The organism is Rhizobium rhizoryzae (assembly GCF_011046895.1).
Lineage (GTDB): Bacteria > Pseudomonadota > Alphaproteobacteria > Rhizobiales > Rhizobiaceae > Neorhizobium > Neorhizobium rhizoryzae.
Genome location: NZ_CP049250.1, coordinates 1,266,060 through 1,291,572 on the forward strand (window position 1 = coordinate 1,266,060; position 25,513 = coordinate 1,291,572).

The 25,513-nt window shown below is 58.4% G+C and carries 23 protein-coding genes; 11 read left to right on the top strand and 12 right to left on the bottom strand.

Annotation, left to right across the window (positions count from 1 at the left end; all coding sequences use genetic code 11):
* Nucleotides 1-12 precede the first annotated feature (12 nt).
* The 4 genes from ftsY to leuC form a co-directional block, all read right to left on the bottom strand.
* Nucleotides 13-1,563: a signal recognition particle-docking protein FtsY gene (gene ftsY, locus G6N80_RS12190; protein WP_165134080.1), complete on the bottom strand. Its 1,551-nt coding sequence runs from the start codon at nt 1,561-1,563 to the stop codon at nt 13-15.
* 16 nt (nt 1,564-1,579) lie between these two features.
* Nucleotides 1,580-2,854: a tRNA (N(6)-L-threonylcarbamoyladenosine(37)-C(2))-methylthiotransferase MtaB gene (gene mtaB, locus G6N80_RS12195; RefSeq protein ID WP_165134082.1), complete on the bottom strand. Its 1,275-nt coding sequence runs from the start codon at nt 2,852-2,854 to the stop codon at nt 1,580-1,582.
* Nucleotides 2,851-3,753, bottom strand: a complete 903-nt coding sequence (gene dapF, locus G6N80_RS12200) for a diaminopimelate epimerase (protein WP_062556148.1) — start codon at nt 3,751-3,753, stop codon at nt 2,851-2,853. The genes mtaB and dapF overlap by 4 nt, the downstream gene beginning before the upstream one ends.
* 953 nt (nt 3,754-4,706) lie before the next feature.
* Nucleotides 4,707-6,116 carry a 3-isopropylmalate dehydratase large subunit gene (leuC, locus tag G6N80_RS12205; RefSeq protein WP_165134084.1) on the bottom strand — a complete coding sequence of 470 codons (1,410 nt, stop codon included), beginning with the start codon at nt 6,114-6,116 and terminating at the stop codon, nt 4,707-4,709.
* 377 nt (nt 6,117-6,493) lie between these two features.
* Between leuC and G6N80_RS12210 the strand changes: the two genes are divergently transcribed.
* Entirely contained in the window at nt 6,494-7,768 is a 1,275-nt protein-coding gene (locus G6N80_RS12210; protein WP_165134086.1) for an MFS transporter, read from the top strand.
* A gap of 27 nt (nt 7,769-7,795) precedes the next feature.
* On the opposite strand, the gene G6N80_RS12215 is transcribed toward G6N80_RS12210, so the two are convergent.
* The 5 genes from G6N80_RS12215 to G6N80_RS12235 all read right to left on the bottom strand — a co-directional run bounded on the left by G6N80_RS12215 (nt 7,796) and on the right by G6N80_RS12235 (nt 12,630).
* Nucleotides 7,796-8,338, bottom strand: a complete 543-nt coding sequence (locus G6N80_RS12215) for a GNAT family N-acetyltransferase (protein WP_165134088.1) — start codon at nt 8,336-8,338, stop codon at nt 7,796-7,798.
* Nucleotides 8,339-8,373: 35 nt separating this feature from the next.
* Nucleotides 8,374-10,068, bottom strand: a complete 1,695-nt coding sequence (locus G6N80_RS12220) for an NAD(P)/FAD-dependent oxidoreductase (RefSeq protein ID WP_165134091.1) — start codon at nt 10,066-10,068, stop codon at nt 8,374-8,376.
* Between the two features lie 233 nt (nt 10,069-10,301).
* Nucleotides 10,302-10,907: a LysE family translocator gene (locus tag G6N80_RS12225; protein WP_206531713.1), complete on the bottom strand. Its 606-nt coding sequence runs from the start codon at nt 10,905-10,907 to the stop codon at nt 10,302-10,304.
* A 12-nt stretch (nt 10,908-10,919) separates the two neighbouring features.
* Nucleotides 10,920-12,122, bottom strand: coding sequence for a pyridoxal phosphate-dependent aminotransferase (locus G6N80_RS12230; protein WP_062556142.1), 1,203 nt, complete (start codon nt 12,120-12,122; stop codon nt 10,920-10,922).
* Between the two features lie 37 nt (nt 12,123-12,159).
* Nucleotides 12,160-12,630, bottom strand: a complete 471-nt coding sequence (locus G6N80_RS12235) for a gamma-glutamylcyclotransferase (protein WP_062556141.1) — start codon at nt 12,628-12,630, stop codon at nt 12,160-12,162.
* 166 nt (nt 12,631-12,796) lie between these two features.
* Here G6N80_RS12235 and G6N80_RS12240 point away from each other — a divergent pair, with 166 nt between their 5' ends.
* On the top strand, nt 12,797-13,708 hold the full coding sequence (locus tag G6N80_RS12240) for a LysR substrate-binding domain-containing protein (RefSeq protein WP_165134094.1): 912 nt from the start codon (nt 12,797-12,799) through the stop codon (nt 13,706-13,708).
* A 297-nt stretch (nt 13,709-14,005) separates the two neighbouring features.
* Here G6N80_RS12240 and G6N80_RS12245 read toward each other — a convergent pair whose 3' ends face one another.
* From G6N80_RS12245 to G6N80_RS12255, 3 genes are all read right to left on the bottom strand, one after another.
* Complete coding sequence (locus G6N80_RS12245) at nt 14,006-14,743, bottom strand: Bax inhibitor-1/YccA family protein (RefSeq protein ID WP_062556139.1); 738 nt, start codon at nt 14,741-14,743, stop codon at nt 14,006-14,008.
* Between the two features lie 168 nt (nt 14,744-14,911).
* Nucleotides 14,912-17,458: an ABC transporter permease gene (locus G6N80_RS12250; protein ID WP_165134097.1), complete on the bottom strand. Its 2,547-nt coding sequence runs from the start codon at nt 17,456-17,458 to the stop codon at nt 14,912-14,914.
* Complete coding sequence (locus tag G6N80_RS12255) at nt 17,455-18,165, bottom strand: ABC transporter ATP-binding protein (protein WP_062556137.1); 711 nt, start codon at nt 18,163-18,165, stop codon at nt 17,455-17,457. Before G6N80_RS12255 ends, G6N80_RS12250 begins: the two co-directional genes overlap by 4 nt.
* A gap of 88 nt (nt 18,166-18,253) precedes the next feature.
* Here G6N80_RS12255 and G6N80_RS12260 point away from each other — a divergent pair, with 88 nt between their 5' ends.
* The 9 genes from G6N80_RS12260 to G6N80_RS12300 all read left to right on the top strand — a co-directional run bounded on the left by G6N80_RS12260 (nt 18,254) and on the right by G6N80_RS12300 (nt 25,492).
* A complete protein-coding gene (locus G6N80_RS12260; RefSeq protein ID WP_165134100.1) occupies nt 18,254-18,898 on the top strand; it encodes an arylesterase in 645 nt (214 codons plus the stop codon).
* Between the two features lie 87 nt (nt 18,899-18,985).
* Nucleotides 18,986-19,573, top strand: a complete 588-nt coding sequence (thpR, locus tag G6N80_RS12265; protein ID WP_062556135.1) for an RNA 2',3'-cyclic phosphodiesterase — start codon at nt 18,986-18,988, stop codon at nt 19,571-19,573.
* 3 nt (nt 19,574-19,576) lie between these two features.
* Nucleotides 19,577-19,879, top strand: a complete 303-nt coding sequence (locus tag G6N80_RS12270) for a 4a-hydroxytetrahydrobiopterin dehydratase (protein ID WP_062556134.1) — start codon at nt 19,577-19,579, stop codon at nt 19,877-19,879.
* Between the two features lie 58 nt (nt 19,880-19,937).
* The gene (locus G6N80_RS12275; RefSeq protein ID WP_165134103.1) at nt 19,938-20,348 is read left to right on the top strand and encodes a YkvA family protein; all 411 of its coding nucleotides are present in this window, start codon (nt 19,938-19,940) and stop codon (nt 20,346-20,348) included.
* Between the two features lie 282 nt (nt 20,349-20,630).
* Nucleotides 20,631-21,140: an invasion associated locus B family protein gene (locus G6N80_RS12280; protein ID WP_062556132.1), complete on the top strand. Its 510-nt coding sequence runs from the start codon at nt 20,631-20,633 to the stop codon at nt 21,138-21,140.
* 273 nt (nt 21,141-21,413) lie between these two features.
* Nucleotides 21,414-22,640, top strand: a complete 1,227-nt coding sequence (gene rlmN, locus G6N80_RS12285) for a dual-specificity RNA methyltransferase RlmN (RefSeq protein WP_484456046.1) — start codon at nt 21,414-21,416, stop codon at nt 22,638-22,640.
* A 158-nt stretch (nt 22,641-22,798) separates the two neighbouring features.
* On the top strand, nt 22,799-23,752 hold the full coding sequence (locus G6N80_RS12290) for an ABC transporter substrate-binding protein (protein WP_165134109.1): 954 nt from the start codon (nt 22,799-22,801) through the stop codon (nt 23,750-23,752).
* 67 nt (nt 23,753-23,819) lie between these two features.
* Nucleotides 23,820-24,701 carry an ABC transporter permease gene (locus tag G6N80_RS12295; RefSeq protein WP_165134112.1) on the top strand — a complete coding sequence of 294 codons (882 nt, stop codon included), beginning with the start codon at nt 23,820-23,822 and terminating at the stop codon, nt 24,699-24,701.
* On the top strand, nt 24,698-25,492 hold the full coding sequence (locus G6N80_RS12300; protein ID WP_165134115.1) for an ABC transporter ATP-binding protein: 795 nt from the start codon (nt 24,698-24,700) through the stop codon (nt 25,490-25,492). The genes G6N80_RS12295 and G6N80_RS12300 overlap by 4 nt, the downstream gene beginning before the upstream one ends.
* Nucleotides 25,493-25,513 lie beyond the last annotated feature (21 nt).

Sequence of the window (25,513 nt, forward strand, 5' to 3'; positions counted from 1 at the left end):
TTTTCTGTGGCATCAATGCGACACACCCGCAATTGCCTGCGCAAAATCTTCCGCCTCGAAGGGTTCAAGATCGTCGATCCCCTCGCCAACACCGATGAAATAGACCGGAAGCTTGTGCTTGGCGGCAATGGCCACCAGAATGCCGCCGCGTGCGGTTCCGTCCAGCTTGGTCATGATGAGACCGCTGACGCCAGCCACGTTGCGGAAAATTTCCACCTGGTTCATTGCGTTCTGGCCGGTCGTTGCGTCAAGGGTCTGGAGGACGGTATGCGGCGCATCCGGGTCCAGCTTGCTCAGAACGCGGACGATCTTTTCCAGCTCAGCCATCAACTCCGCCTTGTTCTGCAGACGGCCGGCGGTATCGATAATCAGAACGTCGCACTTCTTCGCCTTGGCCTGTTCGAAGGCATCATAGGCAAGGCCGGCCGCATCCGCGCCAAGCTTGGTGCCGATGAATTCCGAGCCCGTACGATCCGCCCAGATCTTCAACTGCTCGATGGCAGCGGCACGGAAGGTATCGCCCGCCGCCAGCATAACCTTGAGGCCCGAGCCGGACAACTTGGCCGCCAGCTTGCCAATGGTGGTGGTCTTGCCGGTGCCATTGACGCCGACGACGAGGATGACATGCGGCTTGTGGGAAAGATCCAGCTCCAGCGGCTTGGCCACCGGCTTCAGAACCTTGGTGATTTCGCTCGCCATGATGCGCGACACGTCGTCACCCGTCACATCCTTGCCATAGCGTTCGGACGACAGCGTATCGGTGATGCGCATCGCCGTTTCCACGCCAAGATCCGCCTGAATGAGCAGGTCTTCCAGCTCCTCCAGCGTCGCCTCGTCCAGCTTGCGCTTGGTGAAGAGAGCCGCGATCTGGCCGGTCAGTTGCGCGGATGTGCGCGAAAGCCCCTCGCGCAACCGTTGGAACCAGGAGAGTTTGACCTCTGGCGCAGCTTCGACCGGGGCGGCTTCCTTGCGAGTGGCGAAGCCTTTGGGAAGGACGGGTTCGGACAGCGTTGGGGTAACCGTGTCGTTACGCCCCTCTGTCCTGCCGGACATCTCCCCCTCAAGGGGGGAGATCGATTCCGGGCTTCTGTATTGTCCTACATCCTGCTTAGGGGAAGAACCACCTACTTGTAAGCGCGGTTCAGCATCCGCAACATCAACGAGAGGATGGTCATTTCGCGGCGAGTCGATCTCCCCCCTTGAGGGGGAGATGTCCGGCAGGACAGAGGGGAGTGGGCTTTGATCGCCATCAGAGCTTTCAGCCTCAGCCTCTAGCAGCGAAAGCGGGACAAGGCCCAGTTCACCCGGAAGTTCGGCAGGGGCCAGCAACACCGGCTCATCAACCTCTGCCGCGTCATCAGCGGGGCCGCCTGCGGTTTCCATCTCGATCGTTGCGACAGGATCGACCGGCGAAACCGGGAGGTCCTCTTCGCGCGAATGCGGCTCAAGCTCCGCCTCTATGGACGCCTTATCGTCAGCCGTCAGAGCTTCCGATGCCTTGCTCTCCTCCGCAGGCTTGTCCTTGCCGAACGAGAAGACCTTCTTGATGAACCCCAGCGCCATAAAATGTTCCGTTCCGTCACGCCGCAGCGGCAGCGTCGACCTGCATTGTCAGATGTTTGCCGTTATGACCGGTCATCATCACCGGCACCATATCGCGCGGCTTCAAACCGGGAGCTGCAACCAGTGAGAAGTTTTCCGTATGGGCAAATCCGCTCTGCTCCACAAGGATCATGTGGCGCGTCCCGACCATCTTGTCGAGATGGGAGAGGAGAAGCTTATCGCCAACGGCCCGCATTCGTGCCGCGCGTTCTTTCACCAGCGCCCGATCCAGTTGCGGCATGCGCGCCGCCGGTGTGCCGGGTCGCGGGCTGTAGGGGAAGACATGCAGGAAGGAAAGCCCACAGTCTTGCGCATGACGAACCGCATTCTCGAACATCTCGTCCGTCTCGGTCGGGAAGCCCGCAATCATATCGGCACCGAAACTTACATCCGGGCGAAGGCTGCGCACCTGATTGATGAAAGCCAATGCATCGGCGCTGGAATGCCGCCGCTTCATCCGCTTCAGGATCATGTCATCGCCATGCTGGAGCGAGAGGTGCAGATGCGGCATGAAGCGCGGCTCATCGGCCAGAAGGTCAAACAGATGGCTGTCTGCCTCGATGCTATCGATGGATGAAAGCCGCAGCCGCAAGATCTCCGGCACCTGCTTCAACAACGTCTTCGCCAAAAGCCCAAGCGTCGGGGTTCCCGGCAGATCGGCACCGTAACTGGTGGCATCCACGCCGGTCAGCACCACTTCCTGATAGCCTTCCGCCACCAGTTTGCGCGCCTGATCGACGACGGCCCCCATGGGCACTGAGCGGGAATTGCCGCGGCCATAAGGAATGATGCAGAAGGTGCAGCGATGATCGCAGCCGTTCTGCACCTGAATGAAGGCGCGCACATGCCCGTCTATGTGCTTCACCATCTGCGGGGCGGTGGCCTTCACGCTCATGATATCGTTGACGCGCAGCTTCTCTTCGGCTGACACGCCGAAATCCGGCAAGGCGCGGTAGGAGGCGCTTTTCAGCTTTTCCTCATTGCCGAGAACGGCATCCACTTCCGGCATTTCGCCGAAGGTGGCGGCTTCCGTTTGCGCCGCGCAACCGGTGACGATGATGCGGGCATGCGGGTTTTCCCGCCGGGCACGACGAATGGCTTGGCGCGCCTGACGCACGGCCTCCCCGGTGACAGCGCAGGTGTTGACGAGCACGGCATTGTTCAGCCCCGCCTTCTCCGCCTCTGCCCGCATGACCTCGGATTCGTAAGTGTTCAGACGGCAGCCGAAGGTGATGACTTCGACACCGCTCACTGCGCCTGCACCTCAGGCTCTGGATCCCGTGTGAAACTGCCAGAAACCGGATCGAGATTGCCCGACCATTCCCACTCGGCCGGTCCCGTCATGATGACGTGATCGTCGGCCCGCCACTCAATGGAAAGTTTGCCGCGATTTGGGCTGGAGGCAACAATGATATCCACCTTGCGTTCAGTTCGGCCTGTGCGCGCACCGGAAACACCTGCGGAACAGGCAGCGGAGCCGCAGGCAAGCGTGAGGCCCGCGCCACGCTCCCAAGTGCGGGTTACCATTTCCGTTGGCGAGATGACCTGTGCCAGCGTGATATTGGCCTTTTCCGGGAACATGGGATGATTCTCGAGCAGAGGACCGAAACGCTCCAGTTCGAATGTCATCGGGTCGCGATCCACCCAGAAGATGGCATGCGGATTGCCCATGGACATGACGGCAGGCGAATGCAGCACGGGATTATCGATCGGTCCGATCTGCAGTTCAATTCGGCTGGTATCGTGGAATTCTTCCGACAGGGGGATCTTGTCCCACTGGAACACCGGCTTGCCCATATCAACGGAAATGGTGCCGTCCTGATGCTCCTGCGCATTCAGAATTCCCGCCAGCGTCTGGAAGGTGAAGGCCTTGCGACCCGTTTCAGCGGAAAGCGCCTGCACCACGCAACGGGTGCCATTGCCGCAGGCCTGCGCCCGCGTGCCATCGCAATTGACGATGTCGATATAGGCATCCGTTCCGGAAAGCTTCGGATCGTGGATCGCCATGATCTGATCGAAGTTCGTGGCCTGATCGGCAGCCAGCGCAATGGCCGCTTCCGGGGTAACGCGATCTTTGCGGCCACGCATATCGACGACCAGGATCTTGTTGCCAAGCCCGTTCATCTTCGCGAATTCTACCGTATCAGCCATCGACGCCACCTTGGTCTTGCGGGCTTTCCTGCATATTGACGCCTATATGGCGGAAATTGACATTTATTTCCAGTCCACCCCGGAAATCGGCACCAGAACAGCGCCGTCAGAACGCGGACACGGCTTCGCGCCCACGCGGCACAGAGTGCCCGTGGTGTGAGGGTCAGTTCGGGCCGTATCGTGTCGGGATACGGGGTATGCGGTCGGGGCGCTGAAAGCTGCCTCGATATGGTAGTAGAAGGTGACACCTCTCAGCGCCCCGTTCAGCGGTTTATGCCCGCGACTTCGGTCTCTCTGCCTGAAATGGCTGCCGGAAAGGGTTTGATACCCCATCGGCTCCCGGTGATCCGGCGGACTTGACCCGACAGACCTTCCCGACACCATTCCCCATGTGTGCCACACAGGCACGCCTGACGCGCCAGTTCGGAGATGAAATGGAGGGTTAGATCCGACGCCCTTCCATTTCCCCCGTGTCGCCAGAGGGAGACCATTTTCCGCGAACCCGGAGGTGAAGGTTTTGCGTCTTGCCCTTCACACCCGCGCCGGCTCCGCATCGCCAGCACGCCTGCTGGTGTAACCGTTGCGGAACGAGGGAATTGAAACATGAGTGCGAGGGGGTGGCGGAGTGAGCGGCGAAAAAATATTGGAGAAGGCGACGATTTTTTTGAACGTCGGTGGGTCGGATCGGATCAAGGCATGTCGATGGGCGATGAAGATCCCCTCCCCAACCCTCCCCACAAGGGGGAGGGAGTCCACTTGCATCCTTGGCAAGCCTCTGTTTTATTTTCATAAATTACCATGACTGCGGCGTACTCAACCTGCTCCCTCCCTCTTGTGGGGAGGGCTGGGGAGGGGATCTTTTTAGCTTCATCATGTGCTGTTTTGCCGACACACAAAAATGCCGGGCTCTTCCGAACCCGGCATTTGATCCATCAGACTGAAGAGTTAGACGCTTACTTCCACTCGCGGATATCGACGAAGTGGCCCTTGATGGCTGCAGCGGCGGCCATGGCAGGCGAAACGAGGTGCGTGCGGCCCTTGTAGCCCTGACGGCCTTCGAAGTTGCGGTTCGAGGTGGAGGCGCAACGCTCACCCGGCTTCAGGCGGTCGTCGTTCATGGCCAGGCACATGGAGCAACCCGGCTCGCGCCATTCGAAACCGGCTTCCTTGAAGATCTTGTCCAGACCTTCGGCTTCCGCCTGTTCCTTCACGATGCCGGAACCCGGAACAATCATGGCGGATACGGTGGACGCCACCTTGTGACCTTCGACAACCTTTGCAGCAGCGCGCAGATCTTCGATACGGCCATTGGTGCAGGAACCGATGAAGACGCGATCGACCGCGATATCGGTGATCTTGGTGCCCGGCTTCAGGCCCATGTAGTCAAGTGCGCGCCACTTGGACGTGCGCTTGGTTTCATCGGCGATATCATCCGGGTTCGGCACGACGCCCTGAACGGAAATAACGTCTTCCGGCGACGAGCCCCAGGACACGATCGGCGGCAGGTTGGCGGCATCGAGAGCGACGACGCGATCGTAATGCGCGCCTTCGTCGGAATGCAGCGTCTTCCAGTAGTCGAGCGCCATGTCCCAGGCCTTGCCCTTCGGCGCGCGCGGCTTGTCCTTGATGTATTCGAACGTGGTTTCGTCCGGCGCGATGAGACCGGCGCGGGCACCGCCTTCAATCGTCATGTTGCAGACCGTCATGCGGCCTTCCATCGAGAGCGAACGGATGGCTTCGCCTGCGAATTCGATAACGTGGCCGGTGCCGCCTGCCGTGCCGATTTCGCCAATGATGGCGAGAATGATATCCTTGGCGGTAACACCAGCCGGCAGCTTGCCATCCACACGCACCAGCATGTTCTTGGCTTTCTTCTGCACCAGCGTCTGTGTGGCGAGAACATGCTCGACTTCCGACGTGCCGATGCCGTGCGCCAAGGCGCCGAAGGCACCATGCGTGGAGGTGTGGCTATCGCCGCAAACGATGGTCATGCCCGGAAGAGTAAAGCCCTGTTCCGGCCCTACGATGTGGACGATGCCCTGACGCTTGTCCTTTTCCGAGTAATATTCGACGCCGAAATCATGGGCGTTCTGGGCCAGCGCTTCCACCTGGATGCGGCTTTCCTCGTTCTGGATGCCGGTGTAGCGATCCATGGTCGTGGGAACGTTGTGGTCTACCACGGCCAGCGTCTTCTCCGGCGCGCGCACCTTGCGGCCCGCCATGCGCAGACCTTCGAATGCCTGCGGGCTCGTCACTTCATGCACGAGGTGACGGTCGATGTAGAGAAGACAGGTGCCGGTTTCATCGGTCGAAACGACGTGATCATCCCAGATCTTGTCATAGAGAGTACGAGGTGCGCTCATGGCTGCCATCCATTTGATTTTGGAAATGAGGGGATATGAATTCGGCAGCATCGGCCACCGACGACGAAGTGTCAGACGCTACGAAGTCGGCTGTTCAGAGCACCGGAAATGCGCGCGAAGAAACGTGCCGGCAGACGCTTGTGGTCCTGCAGCACGATAAACTGGTTCGCGAGACATCCGAATTTCGATCCCATGACCGGTTATCTAGCAGTTTTCGAAGCCGCGGGCAACATGAAGCACGAGCGACAGCGGATGCCGTGTGCTCCTTCTTCCTGGCGAAACTGATAAACAATCTTGTTTCGCGAGGGCTATCCTCTATGTGCAACCGGAAGGCTTGGGAGCCTCTTTCCCTGTTTCGCATTTTCTGGAGGAACCCCGTGGTTTCTGAAAAATCGCTGATCGCGAAGATCACCTGGCGGCTTATGCCCTTTCTCGGTCTTCTGTATCTCATCGCCTATATCGACCGGCAGAACGTGTCATATGCAAAACTGCAGATGGTGGATGCGCTGGGTCTCAGCGAATATGCCTATGGTTTGGGTGCCTCGCTGTTCTTCGTGGGCTATTTCCTGTTCGAGGTGCCGAGCAATCTGTTCCTGAACCGCTTCGGCGCGCGTGTCTGGTTCACCCGCATCATGGTGACCTGGGGTCTCATCACCATTGCGCTCGCCTTCACCCAGAGCCCGACGATGTTCTACATCCTGCGCTTTCTGCTGGGTGTTGCGGAAGCCGGCTTTTTCCCCGGCGTGCTCTATCTGCTGACGCTCTGGTTCCCGAAGGACTATCGCGGCCGCATGGTTGGCCTGTTCATGATCTTCAGCGCCTTTGCCAACGCACTTGGCGCACCGCTGGGCGGAATGCTGCTGGATCTGGATGGTGTGCTGGGGCTGGCCGGATGGGAATGGGTGTTCCTTGCAACCGGTATTCCTGCGGTCATCGCCGGCATCGCGACGTTCCTCTATCTGGACGATACGCCGCAGAGCGCGAAATTTCTGAACGATGCTGAAAAGCAATGGCTGGCTGACCGTCTGGCACAGGAAAATGCAGGCATGGACGAACATGCCGACAATGGCTTCAAGGCGCTGATCAATCCGCGCGTTCTTCTGATGTCGCTCTGCTATATCGGCTTTCCGCTGGCTGCTTACGGGCTCAGCTACTGGCTGCCCACCATCGTGCAGGGCTTCGGCGTCTCCAACACCATGAACGGCGTCATCAACATCATCCCCTGGCTGATCGTGGCATTGGCGCTCTGGATCATTCCTTCCGCGGCGGACAAGACGGAGAACAAGACGCCCTACATCGTCGGTCCAGCCTTCATCGGCGCGATCTGCCTCGCCCTCTCGGCAGTCATTTCAGCCCCGATCCTGCAGTTTGCGCTTCTGTGCATCGCCGCGGCCGGTATCTTTGCCGGACAACCGGTCTTCTGGAGCCTGCCGGGGCGTTTCCTGAAAGGGGCCGGAGCCGCAGCCGGGATCGCCGCCATCAATTCGGTCGGTAACCTCGGCGGCTTCATTGCCCAGAACGTCGTACCCTGGATCAAGGATTCGACGGGAAGCACCATCGCGCCGATGTTCTTCCTCTCCGTTTGCCTGGCACTGGCAGGCGTTCTGGTCATCATCGTCGGGCGTATGCTCTCCGAGCGAAAAGCCGGATAATGGCACTTGCGACCCATGGCTCCGGCATCACCGCATGCCTGAGCCTCTTAAGGACCGATCCTGCGCCTGCCAGTCTTGCGCCTGCATCTGGAACACGAGACTGTCGCGCAGACGGCCTTTCACGACGAAATCGCCCTTGATCTCTTCCGTCTGTCGAAATCCCAGCTTGCGCGCCAAACCTGCAGATTTCGCGTTCAGGCTGTCGCATTTCCAGATGCAGAGCATCTTGCCGAGATCCTGAAAAATGTATTCCAGCAAGGCCTGCACCGCGGCGAAGGCAACGCCCTTGCCGTGAACGTCTGGAGCAAAGAGGACATAGGCTATCTCGACACTCTCTGTCCTGTCGCTGATGTGGATGATGAGAGACATGCCGACCGGCCTCGCGGATGCGGCTTCCCGGACAACGAACGCCAGAAGACCATGACGCCCGGCGAAGCCATCGAGATGCCGAACGTATTCGTCCATCGTTCGAAACGGGCCGTCGCGGAGATAGGTCCAGACCTCTTGCCCGCCGTCTGCGTGAAACAGTGGATAGAGATGTGGCCCATCCCGGCTACCCTCCAGCTGCATGAGTCCGAAAGTGCCGTCAGCCGTTTCCAGCCGTCTCATGCGCTGAGAAAGGAACGGAAGCGGTTGGGCCTGTAATCGCGATGCATGTCATGCTGACGCCCGCGAATGGAGGCAATGACCGCCATGCCGGTCGCTGGAGCCTGGGCAAAGCCGCCTGTATTGTGCCCGCCAACGACGATCAGCTTGTCATCATTTGCCGCTCGCAGGGCCTCGAACACGCCGAGACCCGTGGGCGTCCAGGGTCGAACGCAGTATTTCAGACTGCGATCAAGTGACCCTTCCGCCACGCTCTGCGCGTAGCTTTCCGGAAAATAATGACGGGCAGTATCCCGAATGCCGGAATAGATGCGGCCGAGAAGGTCCTGGTCGATGTTGTAGGGGTCAAAGCCGGTGAAACCGTAGCCGGAACCGATGATCGCGACGCGTTCCCCGTTTTCGTCCAGTGCCACCGTCACATTCGCGTCTTCCACGATATGGCCTTTCCGTGCAAGCTTCAGCGAATTCCTGAGGCCGCCCTCCCGGTCGGGCACGGTGAGCCAGGCACCCAGAACGCCAGCAATCTGGCGATGCGCCGAGGTTCCATGCAAAACGCCGTTGCCGTAGGCGCCCGGCGAAATGACAATGTTTCCCCGGACCACTTCGCCGCTCTCGAGACTGATACCTTCGACAGTTCCGCCTGTTCCTTGCCCGATGGACACCATTCGCGTCTGCCAGTCGAAGGCAACGCCCCCTGTCTCAAGCCGTTCAATCAGCGCCGCAATGAACCGATGGACGTTCACTGTAAATCCATGAACATAGACCCCGCCTGCGATAAGTCCCCCGTCGACGGCCGTCTTGAGGATAGGCTGCTCTTCAGAAATGTCGCTGACGGAAACCGTCCGAATGGTCGCGCCGATCCTGTCCTGCCGTGCGAGCGACGCCTGGAGGTGATCGGCGTCGGAATAAATTCGCAGAATATCGCGCGTCGTCACGCTGTCCGAAAACAGCTCCGGATCTTCCTCCATCCATTGTTCCCAAAGAGATTTGCTTTCACGGCTGAACTTGAAGATGTCCTGATTATAGGACTCAGCCAACCAACTCGGGATTCGCTCGAAATCGTCGATCCAGGTCTTCTCCTCGCCGGACAGGCGCGCAGCGTCACAGACATTCCAGCCATTCTGGGCAACGCTTCGAGAGAATTGCCAGTTCATATCCTGATGGGCATGGCGGCAATTGTAATTATCCATTTCCGACAGCGTGAACATACGGGCATTCGCACCGCCCGAACTGCATCCATAGCGGGTCCAGTCTTCGCCATGTCGAGGATCCGGCGCCGCTTCGACGATGCGCACGGACATGCCGACACGGACGGCGAAATGCGCACTGATCAGGTTGACGAGCCCCGCCCCAACGAAGGTGACGTGCTCACGATTGGATTTTCTGCCCATCGGCACGATGGCATTCACTGGTCTCTGGTCGATCCACTGCTTCTCGATACAGGTCAGAGCTGACATGATACCTTCGGCCTGACGTACCTGAATGTTCAGGCTGGAAGCGATGCACTGTTTTCGCCTCGGCACAGGAGCGGGCTGATCCCTATCCGGCGTGACCGGCAAAGGCGCATTCTCTTCCGCGACGGGCTGCATATTTGTTTCGAAGCCGCCCGTGCCAACGAACACCACCAACCCGCGCGGCTTGTCCCTGGAGCGCCACTCGGAAAGAAAATCGACCGGGAGAAAGCCCGATATCACGAGGGCGCAAACATCGTTTTCCTTTAGAAAACGTTGAAAGCAACGTTTCCCCTTTTTTAAAACGTCTGGCCTGTACAGAATATTGTCCGATAATATTTCATCCAGAAAGCCAGGATCGACATGGCTTAAAATCGCGATCTTCATGGGGATTCTCTAAAAATGAATAATATGAAAAAGAAGAATGCGTCTCCGATCTGATAATCATCAAAATAGTCACGGAGACGCTAAAAAAATCAGGAAAGAACGACGTAGACAGCTGTGCCGATCAACAGGGCGGCCATCGACAGATTGAATGCACGCAGCATTTTCGGATTGGACAGAAGCTTGCGGATTCCGACGCCGAAACCGGCCCAAAGGGAAGAGGACGCAATATTGACCAATGTACAAAGTGAAAAGATTGCAAGTCCGGACGCCAGAATGGGAGTACCTTCCGGCATGAAGATGGTGGCTGTCGTCGTTGCTTTCACCCAAGCCTTGGGATTGATGAACTGGAAAGAAGCCGCATCGAACAGGCTCAAGGGCCGGGGCGGCGCCTGAACGCCGCTTGCGACCTTGGCGCCGACCAGCTTGAGTGCCAGATAGATCAGATAGGCGGCACCTGCCCACTTCAGAACCTGCTGAATGACCGGAAACTCATGAAAGATGAAGCCGAGTCCAAGGCACAACAGAAAGGTCTGGACTGCGCAACCCGAAGCGATGCCTAGGATATGAGGCAAGGTTCGGTTGAAGCCGAAGTTGACGCCCGAAAGAGTGAGCATCACATTGTTTGGCCCCGGCGTGACCGACATGGTCCAGTAGTAGAGGCCAAGGGCCAGATAGGAAATTCCCAGAATTGTCATCAAAATAATCTCTTAACGGAGGTCGCCACAAAATTCCTGGATCCGGATACAGGCGCGCCTGACCTCTTCCAGCGAAGTCGCATAAGAAAGCCTAAAATTGCCGGGCTGACCGAAGGCACTGCCATGAACGGTTGCCACGGCTTTTTCCTCCAGAAGTGCGCTGACGAAATCCTCGTCATTCTGGATCAGACGCCCACCGGCAGTCGTCTTTCCGTAGGTGCGCTCGCAGGAAGGGAAGACGTAGAAGGCGCCTTCCGGCTTCAGGCAGCTCAACAGATTGGCCTGGTTGAGCATGGACGTAATCAGTTGGCGTCGCTCGTCAAAGGCTTCTCGAAACACATCGAGATGGTCCTGCGGACCATTGAGTGCAGCGACGGAGGCCCATTGCGCAATGGAGCTCGTGCCGGATGTCTGCTGTCCCTGGAGCAGGATCATGGCGTCGATCAACTCTTTCGGGCCAGCCGCATAACCGATACGCCAGCCGGTCATGGCATAGGCTTTCGAAACGCCGTTGACCGTCAGCGTACGGTCCAGCAAGGACGGCTCGATCTGTGCCGCCGTGACATACTGGAAGTCGCCATAGACCAGATGTTCGTACATGTCGTCCGTCAGGAGCCAGACATGCGGAAACTCCTTCAGGACATCGGTGATGAGTTTCAGCTCGTCATGGGTATAGGCGGCTCCCGAGGGATTGGATGGTGAGTTCAGAAACACCCATTTCGTGCGGGGCGTAATGGCCTGCCGCAGATCATCCGGCTGGAGCTTGAAATTGTATTCCATGCGCGTCGGTACAGTCACCGGCACGCCTCCGCAAATTGCCACCATTTCGGGATAGGACACCCAGTACGGCGCTGGAATGATGACTTCATCGCCCGGATTCAGGCTGGCTCTCAGCGCATTGTAGATGATGTGCTTGGCACCCGTTCCAACGATGGTCTGGTCAACGCGGTAACTCAGGCCGTTTTCACGTTGGAACTTCGCCACGATCGCCTGACGCAGCTCCGGAATGCCGGCGACCGGCGTATACTTGGTTTCCCCACGCCGGATCGCGTCATGAGCCGCATCCTTGATGTGGTCCGGCGTGTCGAAATCCGGCTCTCCGGTCGACATCGAGATGACATCGACGCCGCTGGATTTCAGAACGCGCGCCATCTGGGTGATGGCAATTGTCGCGGATGGCTTGATCGCAGCAAGCGACCGGGCAACGATTGTCATGTCAATATCCAATTCAAGTAGACAAGAAGAAACGGGACTATTCGGCAATGAGCGGGATGGAATTCAGGTAGGCGATCCAGTCCGCCGGGAGAACGTCTCGACCGGCAAGAAGATGGTTCATATAGCCACGGCGCGGCTTCATGGTGTCGTCGATATTGTTGAAGGCGATGTAGGCCACCGCATCGACCAACTGACCTGAAACGAGTTCTTCGACCTGAACGGAAACACGCTCGTACTGACCGAGTGCCACATTCTCATAGCGATCAAGGATCTCAAGTCCGGCCTCCGGCATCTCGTTGAGCGTGCCGTAGACATGTGCGTCCGCACTGGCTTCGAGATTTGCGGCCCCCGCCCCGATGAAATAGGCGGACGGCTTGTTGAAGGTGAGCCGGTATCCCGTCAGGCGCCCTGCCATTCGACGGGTCGACCGAACGCCCTCAGGATTGAGACGGGCAGTTTCGAGACGTTCGACATCCATATTGGAGCCATAGGCAAAATAGAATGGCATAGCTCCCCCAAGCTATTCGACTTTTCTTTACAATCATTCCGTAAAATACTGATCGAAACTTATCGATAAAAGTATTGAATGCCGTCCCCACGACACAGGCGGCCTATTCCCACAATTTGTAACCGTCGTATACTGACTAAATTTCTTCATATTGTGAGTTTTATTCGTGGCCATAAATCGAAAGCTTCCTCTCGTTGCCCTTCGGGCCTTCGAATCTGCAGCCAGGTGCGGCAGGCATGGCGACGCGGCCGAAGAACTGTCCGTAACCAGCGGAGCGATCAGCAAGCACATCGCGCAATTGGAGACCTTCCTCGGTATCCGGCTATTCGAGGGAAACCGAAACCGCCCCAGGCTGACGGCGGAAGGGCAGGCGTTTGCTACCTCGCTGTCCGACGCCTTCGAGCAAATCGACGCCGCCGTGGCGGCCATTTCGCGCAGGGACACGGGTGTTCTGGATGTTGCCTGCATCGGGACACTGGCCATGCGATGGCTGATCCCGCGGCTCTCCAATTTTTCACAGCTCTATCCAAACTATGATGTCTGCCTCTCGACGGACGGCCAACGGATCAACCGCAGCGTTGATGTCGAGATCCTGATCCTCCCTCCCGACGAGGCCATGGGATCAGAATGTCTTCCCCTGTTCAACGAGTTGGTGGGATTGGTCTTTGCGTCAAACCTTCAGGAGCGGAATATCTCAAACGAGCAAAAGGCGCTCTCGCTCCCGCGCCTTGGAACACAGACACGTCCTCACGCATGGACGGAATGGGGGCGGCTGACGGGCAGGGACTTGGGTCCGACAAGGACGACAAGCCGAATGTTCGATCACTATCATCTGACGATCGAGGCATGCCTCAATGGCCTCGGATCAATGATCGCGCCGCTTCATCTGATCGGAGAAGAGGTTCGATCCGGGAAACTCATCGCTCCGTGGGGATTTGTAGAAAGCGGTTACAGCTATGCCGTTCGATCGGAACGACCGAACCACAGAAAGAATAGCGCCTTCATCCAATGGCTGCAGGACGAGACGGCAAACATGCGCACGCCAATCCAGGAGAATTTTGCTGCGTTGCAAAACTGAATGATTTTGCATAGCTGCATTGCACAATAAATGTTTTCCAAACGATCAAAAATTCAGCATAACGCCCACAGCTGATGCACATGGCGGTCTTCCTCCCAGTTCCGCCGCAGCAGCTGTTCCCCTCTGGAGGTTTTAACCTTCACAACTTTATGGGCCGCGGCTTTCCGCTGGCCCTTTTTTTTGCCCGGAATTCGAAGCGCTGCCTCGCGACAATGGTCTCCTGGCGGCATGTCGTCCGGACCGCGGGCAATAAAAAAGGCGGCCCGAAGACCGCCTTTCGCACAGAATGCCGACTGATCAGTTGTTACGGTTGCCGAGGAACTGCATCAGGAACATGAAGAGGTTGATGAAGTCGAGGTAGAGGGTGAGGGCGCCCATGATTGCCTTGCGGCCAGCCACGGAAGCATCATCACCGACATAGTACATTTCCTTGATCTTCTGCGTGTCATAGGCCGTCAGACCGGCGAAGATCAGTACGCCAATGACGGACACGGCGAAGCCCAGGGCCGAAGAGGCAAGGAAGATGTTGACGACAGAGGCGATGATCAGGCCGAACAGACCCATCATCAGGAACGAGCCCATGGCCGACAGGTCACGCTTCGTCGTGTAGCCGAAGAGGGACAGGGCACCAAAGGAAGCTGCCGTGATGAAGAAGGTCTGCACGATCGACTGGCCTGTGTAGACCAGGAAGATCGACGACAGGGAAAGACCCATCAACGCAGCGTAGATCCAGAATGTCGTCTGTGCCGCGCCAACGCTCATCTTATCGATGCGGAAGCTCAGGAAAAAGACGAGGGCGAGCGGTGCCAGCATCACGACCCAGCGAAGCGGCGAGCCGTAGATTGCCGTTGCGAAGGCGGGGCTGGTGGTGGCAAGCGCGAAGGTGGCATAAGCCGCTATACCGGTGATCGCCAAGCCCAAGGCCATGAGATTGTAGACCTTCAGCATGTAGGAGCGAAGGCCTTCATCAATCATCGCGCCGGACTGCACGCCGCCGCGTACTGCTCGGTTGTCGTAGTTGAAACGGTCAGACATCAGTTTGTCCTCTCAAGCTCCGGTGTTGCTACGGTGTCGGGAACATCCCGGTCGCCGCTGCGGAGCTCAGCAAGCATGATCCAAATATGCGAGCTTAGCCGGAATGGTTCAAGCCCTTTGCGCCCCATTCCGCGAGGTGACAAAAATTTAATCCGCCGATCTTGTCCGTCAAAGCTCTCTCAGAACCGGTGCCGCCTTCTGTCCGAGGATGCGCCAGGTGCCAGCGAGTCCGATGCCGACCGTGAGGACGAGTGCACCGATCACCGTCATGATTGCCACATCCGGCAGGAAAGTTGCTGGCATCTTCATGATGCGGCTGACGACGAACCAGGCGGAAATTCCGCCCGCCACCAGCGCAAAGACCGCGGTTGCGAAGCCAAGGATCATGTATTCGTAACTGAAAGCACGCATCAGCATGGAGCGGGTGCCACCCAGTGTCTTGAGGATGACCGCATCATGGGTTCTGGCCCTGTTACCCGAGGCGAGCGCGCCCGCCAGAACGAGGACGGAGGCGACCAGTGCGACGGCGGCAGCCGCGCGAATGGCGGTGGCCAGCTGACCGAGCAACTGGCTTGCAATATCAAGCGCGTCCTTCACGCGGACAGTGGTGACAGTTGGATAGGCAGTGGTCACGGCGCGCAGGATTTCGCCTTCCTTGGCCGGTGTGGCGGTACTGTCCATCAGGGTCGCCAGCCAGGCATGAGGTGCACCCTTGAAGGTGTTCGGCGAGAAGACCATCACGAAGTTGATGGACAGCGAGCGCCATTCGACCTTGCGGAAATTGGCAATCTTGGCGGTTATGTTGCGGCCCAGAACATTGACGGTGACCGTATCGCCCAGTTTCAGGCCAAGCTCCCTGCCTTCCTCTTCCGAGAAGGAGACGAGCGGTTCGCCGCTATAGTCCTTGTCCCACCAGGTTCCCTCGACAAGGCTGGAGCCTTCTGGCAGGTTCTGGGTATAGGTCAATCCGCGATCGCCGCGCAGCACCCATCGACCGGCAGGCGGCACATTCATCCGGGCAACATCCTGGCCGTTGAAGGCGAGAATCCGCCCGCGCAACATGGGAACCTGAACGATCTTTCCGTCCGGCGCCAATCGCTTGACGGTTTCGACCACGCCCTCCTTCTCATTGCTCTGGATGTCGACGAAGAAGAAGTTCGGCGCATTCTGGGTCATCGCACCGGTCAGCTGGCGGCGCAGATTGCCGTCGATCAGAGCCAGCGTCACGAGGAGCGCCAGACCGAGACCAAGCGACAGCACCACGGACGGCGTGAGAGCGCCGGGGCGATGAATATTGCCGATGGCAAGTCGCAGGGCAGGTGAGTTGACACGAGGGCTGCGGCGGGCAAGTGCGGAGATGGCTGCTGCAACAAGTCGCAACAGGACGAAGGCACCGGCAACAGCGGCAAGAAAGATCACGGCAATGCGGCGGTCGTCTGCGGCAAAAATCGCCAGGGCCGCAAGACCGCCGAGCGCGACGGCTGCTGCCAGAAGATAGGGCCAGGACGGCAATCTGGTCTGGTCGAAGCTCTGTTCGCGGAAAAGTGCAGTGGCAGGCACTTCACGGGCATGGCCAAGCGGCAGGACCGCAAAGGCAAAGGTCGTCAGCAGGCCGAAGGCGGCGGCCAGCGCGAGCGCTCCGGGATAGAGGGTGGCGTCGGCGGAAATCGGCAGAAATTCGCGAAGGAAGCCGAAAGCCGCAAAGGGAGCGACCGCACCAAGCGCCAGACCGATGATCACGCCCAGCGAGCCAATCAGCATGATCTGGAACAGGTAGATGAGGGTTACGACAAAAGCAGGGGCGCCAAGGCACTTGAAGGTGGCGATGCTGGTCCGCTTTGAATCCAGAAATGCGCGCACGGCATTGGCAACGCCCACACCGCCAACGATGAGCGCTGTCAGGCCCACCAATGTCAGGAACTGCGAGAACCGGTCGACATTCTCCGTCAGTGACGGTGCGGCGCGATCGGCGGTGCGGATGGACCAGCCCGCTGCCGGGAACTCGCGGTTGGCACGCGCCCCCAGCGTGTTGCGGATCGACGGATCATTCAGCTTGATCTTGTAGGCGTGCTCGACCAGGCTCCCGGTCTGGATAAGGCCCGATGCCTGCAGCGCTTCCTGCGACAGAAGAAGGCGCGGCGCGAAGCCGAAACCTTCAGACAGGGCATCCGGCTCGGTGACCAGAATGCCTGAAATGCGCAGTCGAACACTGCCGAGCAGTAGTTCGTCGCCCACTTTCACGTTCAGCCGCTCCAGCAGAAGCGGCGCAGCCAAGGCCCCGAAGCTTCCATTAGCGCTGGCGAGGAGGTCTTTCAGCGGGGCCTTCGGTTCGGTTTCAACGGTGCCGTAGAGCGGATAGGCGCCATCGACGGCCTTTGCCTCGACAAGAGCCTGCTGAGAACCGTCCGGCATCCGAGCCATGGATCGAAGGCCAGTGGAGAGAGCAACCTGTCCGAGGCTTTCGAGGAAGGCGCGCTCCTGATCATTGGCGAGACGATTGTTGAGCTCAAACCGGATATCGCCTGCCAGCAAGGTTTGGCCCTGACTGGCAATGGCATCGGTAATGCCACGGGATACCGAATTCACCGCAGCAATCGCGCCTGTGCCGAGAGCAATGCAGGCGAGAAAAATGTAGAAGCCCGACAGGCCGCCGCGCAATTCGCGCAAGGCGAGTTTCAACGCAATGGAAAAGCGAGGGAGTTTTGCCGCAGTCATGCAAATGCCGCCACAGGCTTGGAGGGTTCCCGGCTGTCGCCTGCAATCTCGCCCGAGCGGACGCGGATCTGACGAGAGCAACGGGCGGCGAGCGCATTGTCATGGGTCACCAGCAGCAGCGTCATCTTGCGTTCCGTCTGCTTGGAGAAAAGAAGGTCCGCAATCTGCTTGCCGGTTTCCGTATCCAGGTTGCCTGTCGGCTCATCGGCGATGAGAACGGCCGGTGAGGGCGCCAAGGCACGGGCGATCGCCACACGCTGCTGTTCACCACCGGAAAGCTGCCCTGGATAATGGTTCAGCCGCTCACCGAGACCGACGGCCGTCAACTCTCGCCTGGCAATATCGAAGGGATTGGAAACATTGGCCAGTTCCAGCGGCACGGCGACGTTTTCAAGCGCCGTCATATTGGCAATGAGATGGAACGACTGGAAGACGATACCGATGTTGCGGCCTCGGAAATCCGCCAGCGCATCCTCTCCGAGATTGTGAAGCGGCGTGTTGCGAATGTGAATCTCGCCGGAATCAAGCCGCTCAAGACCCGCAAGGACCATCAGAAGCGTCGATTTTCCCGATCCAGAAGGGCCAACGATACCAACGGCTTCACCCTCATCAATCTTGAGGTCGATCCCTTTCAGAACGTGGACCGAGGCGGCAGCACTGCCCAGGGTCAAATCGGCCTTCTTCAATTCGATGATGGTGTTGCTCACGAAAATCGGTCCTATATCGAGGCGGAAAAATCTTATTCAGCAGGATTTGTCGCCTCGCGGCAACCTGACCAATCTAGGAAGTGGGTTCATGAAATTCAAAGCGGCTTTGCTTCACGTGATTGTCATCGTCTCGACCGTTCTCGGCGGGCTCGGCTCTGCGCGGGCAGAAAGCCTGCAGATCGTGGGTTTCGGCGATAGCCTGATGGCCGGTTATCAACTGCCCCAGACTGAGTCCTACACCGCACAGCTTGAGGCGGCATTGAAGGCAAAGGGGATCGACGTCACAATAACCAATGCCGGTGTGTCCGGCGACACCACATCGGCAGGTCTTGCGCGGCTCGACTGGTCTATCCCGGACGGCACACAGGGTGTGATCCTCGAGCTGGGTGCCAATGATGCCCTGCGCGGTATCTCGCCGGACCAGACCGAGAAGAATCTCGATGCCATGCTTGCGCGGCTGAAGGAGCGCAATATTCCGGTGGTTCTGGCCGGCATGCTGGCGCCGCCAAACCTTGGCAAGGACTATCAGGATCGCTTCAACAGCATCTATCCGCGGCTGTCACAGAAATATGGCGTGCCGCTTTATCCTTTCTTCCTGGATGGAGTCGTGACGCAGGCAAATCTTCAGCTGGAGGATGGCATGCATCCCAATGCAAAAGGGATTGCTGTCATGGTCGAGCGCAGTCTTCCTACCATTGAAAGTTTTATAAAATCGCTTCCCGCCCACAGGTGATTTTTGCAGGGCAAAAAAAGCGGCTTGCACGGAACGCAATTGCGTGTTCCGCTGTTGATACTGCATTAGATTCGAGGAGGTTCGCGTATGCCGAGACTTTTCACCGCCCTCGAAATCCCGCGCCATATTGCCCTCAGCCTCTCCCTGCTGAGGGGCGGATTGCCCGGAGCGCGCTGGATCGATGTCGATAACTACCACATCACCTTGCGCTTCATCGGCGACGTCGACGGACGGACTGCCGATGAGATCGTCGATCGTCTGGATCGTATAGATCGCGAGGAATTCCAGCTGACGTTGACGGGAATTGGTGCGTTCGGATCGAAGAAGCCGCATTCGATCTGGGCTGGCGTCTCTCCATCTCCGGAACTTCAGGCCTTGCAAGGCGAGATCGACCGCATCTGCATGCGCGTGGGGCTTGCGCCGGATCCGCGCAAGTTTACGCCGCATGTGACGCTGGCACGCCTGAAAAACTCCCGGCTGGACGATGTAGTCCAGTACCTGTCAGGGCGCGGAAACTTTCATACAATGTCATTCACCGTTCCGCGTTTCGTGCTGATGTCGTCCAAGGAATCGGTTGGCGGCGGGCCTTATCTGACGGAAGAGGTTTTTCCGCTTCAGGAAAGTCTGGCATCCTACGCGGCTGGTGAACTGGCCAGCGAAAGCAGCGTGTACTGATCGATGGCCAGATCGCGGCTGACACCGGAAGCTATCGAAACGGCACTTGCCTCCCTGTCTGGCTGGAAGCTGCGGGAGGACGGGCTCGCTATCTCCAAGACCTTCAAATTTCGCAATTTCGTGGAAGCTTTCGGCTTCATGGCCCAAAGCGCGCTGGTTGCCGAAAAGCTCGATCATCATCCTGAATGGTTCAACGTCTACTCGCGTGTGGATGTGACGCTCACCACCCATGATGCCCAGGGCGTGACGGAGCTGGACGTGAAATTGGCTCAGGCCATGGAGCAGGCCGGCATGCACCGGATTTGAATGCCGGGATGGGCGAACCCATATAGGAGGCACTTGCAAGGCTTCAGCGGAGATCACGATGGACGATGTCAAGATTGGCGAGATTCTGCTTCCCGGTGACGAAGCGACACAAACCAAACGGGAAAAGTCCGTCCGCTCGAAGTTCTGGCCAACAATGAAGCGTGCCGCCCGCTATGTTCCGTTTAGCCGTGATATGGTTGCTGCCTATTATTGTGCAACGGATCCGGCAACGCCCACGCGTGTTCGTGGTGTCTTGCTTGCAGCCCTCGGCTACTTCGTCCTCCCCATCGATGTCGTGCCGGATTTCCTGGCGGTGGTCGGCTTTACGGACGATGTGGCTGTTCTGGCGGCCGCTTTCCGGATGATACAGACGCACATCAAGGATCGTCATTATGAGGCCGCCGATGAGGCTCTCGCCGCCGATCCCGCCATGGCTGAGGCGACGACATCAGACGGCTCCAGACCCTGACGAAGGTTCCATTTTCGGCGTCGTTCGTGCTGCCGGTTCATGATGTCAAATTCCTGCCCTAATCATCGCATCTTTCGTAAGCGGGAGAGATTACGGGACATAATGGAGGCAAATGCCTCGGTTTGGTTCGTGATCAGCCTTTCGAGCCGGGATAGCTGTTTTTATTGAAGGCGGCGTTGACGGTTTGGTAACCAGAATTAAGTCAAAGTCTAACTGATCGCGACCCCTGAGGCCCGGCCATGTCGTGCGGTCGGCCTTTCATCAGAACACTGGCAGGACAACATGTTTCTTAAGAAGATCGCCATCGCGTCGACTCTCTTGCTCGCTGGCGCAAGTGTCGCTGCAGCGCAGGCACCGTCTCCGACGCGTATCCAGCAATTCAAGGCCTGGGGCGCCTATTCCTACAAGTCCGGCAATTCCACCGTCTGCTATGTCTTGTCCGTTCCGACATCGAAGGAGCCGGCAAGTGTTGATCATGGCGATATCTTCTTCATCATCTCCCAGCGTCCGGGTCAGAACATTTCCTACGAGCCGCAGGCCATGATGGGCTATCCCCTCAAGGCGGACTCCAAGGTGAATGTCACGATCGACAAGAAGAACTTCGTGATGTTCGTGAAGGACAAGGCTGCCTGGGTGGAGAATGCTGCCGAAGAGCCCGCCCTCGTGGCTGCCATGAAGACCGGCTCCAACATGACCGTCAAGGCGACCTCGCTGCGTGGAACAGGCACCAGCTATTCCTATTCGCTGGCAGGCCTTTCCCAGGCGCTCAAGCAGATCGAAACCTGCAAGTAAGCCTCTATTCCTGTTTTTTGCTTTAAGGCCGGTTGTTCCGGCCTTTTTGCGTTGGGGGTGACGAATGGTCAAAACAGTGCTAAAGCGCGGCCCTGCGAGCCAATCTGCGGGGGTTCTTGTGAATTCCCATTGCGCGGAGCGGAACTCGTTCGCATTTCACACACGACATCGGGTCACGCAATGCGTCTGGCTGCGCATCTGGCAGGCTGGCCGCAACCGGGTTATGATTTGGCCCGCTCGAATAGGATTTTTGGAATGACTGTTTCCAACGTGATGGCAGTTGCGGATCTCGTGAAGGCACCGCTGGTGGCGAACCCGGATCTTCTCTCCGGCAAACCCTCTCTGGTCGGCCTCACGCGTGATCAGCTTGCAGACGCCTTGCGGGAAAAGGGTGTGCCGGACAAGCAGGTGCGCATGCGTGTGAGCCAGCTCTGGCACTGGCTTTACATTCGCGGCGTTTCCGATTTCGATGCAATGACCAATGTCGCCAAGGACATGCGCGAGATGCTGAAGCAGCATTTCACCATTGCGCGTCCCGAAGTGGTCGAAGAGCAGGTTTCCAATGATGGCACGCGCAAGTGGCTGCTGCGTTTTCCGCCGCGCGGCGCTGGCCGTCCGGTCGAAGTCGAGACCGTCTATATCCCTGAAGAAGGTCGCGGCACGCTGTGCATTTCCAGCCAGGTTGGTTGTTCGCTGACCTGTTCCTTCTGTCACACGGGGACTCAGCGGCTGGTTCGCAACCTGACATCGGAAGAAATTCTTTCCCAGCTATTGCTGGCGCGAGATCGTCTGGGCGATTTTCCGGGCGCTGATACGCCACCGGGCGCCTTCGTACCAACGGGGGATCGTAAGGTCACCAACATCGTCATGATGGGCATGGGCGAGCCGCTCTACAATTTCGAGCATGTGAAAAACGCGCTGCTGATCGCATCCGATGGAGACGGCCTCTCGCTCTCCAAGCGCCGCATTACGCTTTCGACCTCGGGCGTCGTTCCGGAAATCTATCGCACCGGTGATGAGATCGGCGTGATGCTCGCCATCTCTCTTCATGCCGTGCGCGACGAGTTGCGCGACATGCTGGTGCCGATCAACAAGAAGTATCCGCTGAAGGAGTTGATCGAAGCCTGCCGCAACTATCCCGGCCTTTCCAATGCGCGCCGTATCACGTTCGAATATGTGATGCTGAAGGACGTCAACGACAGTCTCGAAGATGCCAAGGAACTGATCAAGCTGCTGAAGGGTGTTCCGGCAAAGATCAACCTCATTCCCTTCAACCCCTGGCCGGGCACCAATTACCAGTGCTCCGACTGGGCGACGATCGAGAAGTTCGCCGATTTCATCAATCAGGCCGGTTATGCTTCACCGATCCGTACGCCGCGTGGTCGCGATATCCTTGCGGCCTGCGGACAGCTGAAGTCCGAATCGGAACGCATGCGCAAGACGGAGCGGCTTGCCTTCGAGGCCATGATGATTGCCGGTCATGGCGAAGACGACGATTGATTGTAGGAAATTGCTGTAGCTATTTCTAATGTGCTCCTTCTTGAGGCGTACTGCGGCAAATTTGTGCAGATATCGCGCAAAGGTGAGGTGAAACCGCTTTCCTCCGGTTGTCTTGCGGCCTAAAAGACAGCCGCAATGACAACAACCGGAGGACAACCATGCGCCGCCTGATCCTGGCTCTTGCAGCCGCAACTGCTTTTATCCTTCCCGCCCATGCGGAAAATGTGACCGTTGCCGTGACTGCCATCGTCGAGCATCCGGCGCTTGATGCCGCTCGTGATGGCGTGAAGCAGGCTCTTGCGGAAGCGGGTTACAAGGAAGGCGAGAACCTCAAGTTCGTCTATCAGTCGGCACAGGGCAATCCTGGAACGGCTGCGCAGATCGCACGCCAGTTCGTGGGCGATGCTCCCAATGTCATCGTGCCGATTTCCACACCGTCCGCGCAGGCGGTCGTCGGGGCAACGCGTGATATTCCGATCGTCTTTACAGCCGTTTCGGATCCGGTTGGTGCTCAGCTGGTCAAGGACATGGAAAAGCCGGGTCGTAACGTGACAGGTCTTTCCGACATGCTGCCGGTTGCCGATCATCTGGCGCTGATCAAGGAAATTACGCCAAACGCGAAGACGATTGGCTATATCTACAATTCCGCCGAAGCCAACTCCGTTTCGACACTTGCTGCGTTGAAGGCTGCTGCTGAAAAGTCCGGCCTGAAGGTTGTGGAATCGGTTGCGACCAAATCTGCCGAAGTGCAGGGCGCAACGCGTGCGCTGGTTGGCAAGGCGGATGTGATCTACGTGCCGACCGATAACACCATAGTCTCCGCGTTCGAAGCGGCCGCCGGCGTTGCCGCAGAAGCGAAGCTTCCGCTCTATGCCGCCGATACGGATTCCGTGGCCCGTGGCGCCATTGCTGCTCTCGGCTTCAATTACTTCGATGTCGGCAAGCAGACGGGCGCCATCGTCGTGAAGGTTCTGAAGGGCGAAAAGCCGGGTAACATTCCGGCCAAGGTTGCTGTTGGTACCGATCTCGTTCTCAACAAGAAGGCTGCCAGTGCAATCGGGGTCACCTTCCCGGAAAGTGCCACCAAGCGCGCGACCAAGATCATCGAATAATTGACCTCAGAGGAGGCTTTGGGTCATTACCCGAGGCCTCCTCCTCCTGCCCATCAAGGACTTGACTGTGAGCCAAATTGCATTCTGGGGCGCTGTCGAACTGGGCCTCGTCTTCGCCTTCGTTGCGATCGGGGTTTATCTCGCCTTCCGCATTCTCGATTTTCCGGACCTCACCGTGGACGGATCCTTTCCGCTCGGTGCCGCTGTTGCTGCGGTGCTGATCATCAGCGGTCTCGACCCGTGGCTTTCGACTGCGGTTGCCATGGTGGCCGGTGCGGCTGCCGGTCTGGTGACGGCCACATTGAATGTGCGCTTCAAGATCCTGAACCTGCTCGCCTCGATCCTGACGATGATTGCGCTGTTTTCCGTGAATTTGCGTGTGATGGGCAAACCGAATGTCGCGCTGCTGAACCAGGATACGATGCTCTCGCCCTTTTTCGGGCAGGGCGTGCCGGAATATCTCGTGCGTCCCATCTTTGTCGGGCTGCTGGTTATCGTGGCGGTGGTCCTCGTTTGGCGGTTTCTGGAAAGCGATGCTGGCCTTGCCATGCGGGCGACAGGGGCCAATTCCCGGATGGCGCGGGCGCAGGGTGTAAACACCGGCGGCCAGATCTATCTCGGCATGGCGCTCTCCAATGCGCTCGTCGCTCTCGGCGGCGCGCTGTTTGCGCAGACCAATGGCTTTGCCGATGTAACTTCGGGTGTCGGAACGATCGTCGTCGGTCTCGCTGCCGTCATCATCGGTGAGACGCTGCTCGGTGCCCGTGGCATTCTTCTGGCGCTGATTGGCTGTGTCTTTGGCTCCATCGCCTATCGTCTGGCCATACAGCTTGCGCTGTCCAGCGATGCGCTGGGTCTGAAAGCCTCCGATCTCAATTTTGTCACGGCCGTGCTGGTTGCCATCGCCCTCATTCTGCCGCGCCTGCGTCGCTCGGGAGGTGCCGCATGATTTCGCTCAGTGATATCCAGGTGGTGTTCGGTCGCGGCACGCCACTGCAAAAGCAGGCGTTGAAGAAGATCGATCTGACGATCGAAACCGGTTCCTTCGTGACCGTGATCGGATCGAATGGTGCCGGCAAATCGACGCTGCTGGGCGTGCTGGCGGGCGATGTTCTGCCAACGGCAGGCCGGGTGACGATCGGCAATGTGGATGTGAGCCGCAAGCCGACGGCAGCGCGTGCCGGACAGGTGGCGCGCGTGTTTCAGGATCCCTTGGCCGGCAGCTGCGGCGCGTTGACCATCGAGGAAAATCTGGCGCTGGCGGCGGCGCGTGGCAAGGTGCGAGGCCTGATGCCTGCGCTCGGCTCGAAGCGGCGGGAATTCTTCAAGGAGCGCATTGCTTCGCTCAATCTGGGGCTCGAAAATCGGCTGAAGGACCGCATGGATCTTCTGTCCGGCGGGCAGCGTCAGGCGGTATCGCTCGTCATGGCGACGCTTGCCGGGTCAGACGTGCTGCTGCTAGATGAGCACACGGCGGCGCTCGATCCCGGAATGGCGGAATTCGTCATGCAGTTGACGGATCAGGTGGTCACAGAACGCAAACTGACGACGCTGATGGTGACGCATTCCATGCGTCAGGCGCTGGATTACGGTGACCGCACTGTAATGCTGCATGGCGGCGAAATTGTTCTCGATGTGTCTGGAGACAGTCGCAAGGATCTTCAGGTGGAAGATCTGATCGAGATGTTCCGCAAGATCCGTGGCCAGAAGCTGGACGACGACGAACTGCTGATTGGATAAGGCGGCGAGGCGGGTCTTCCG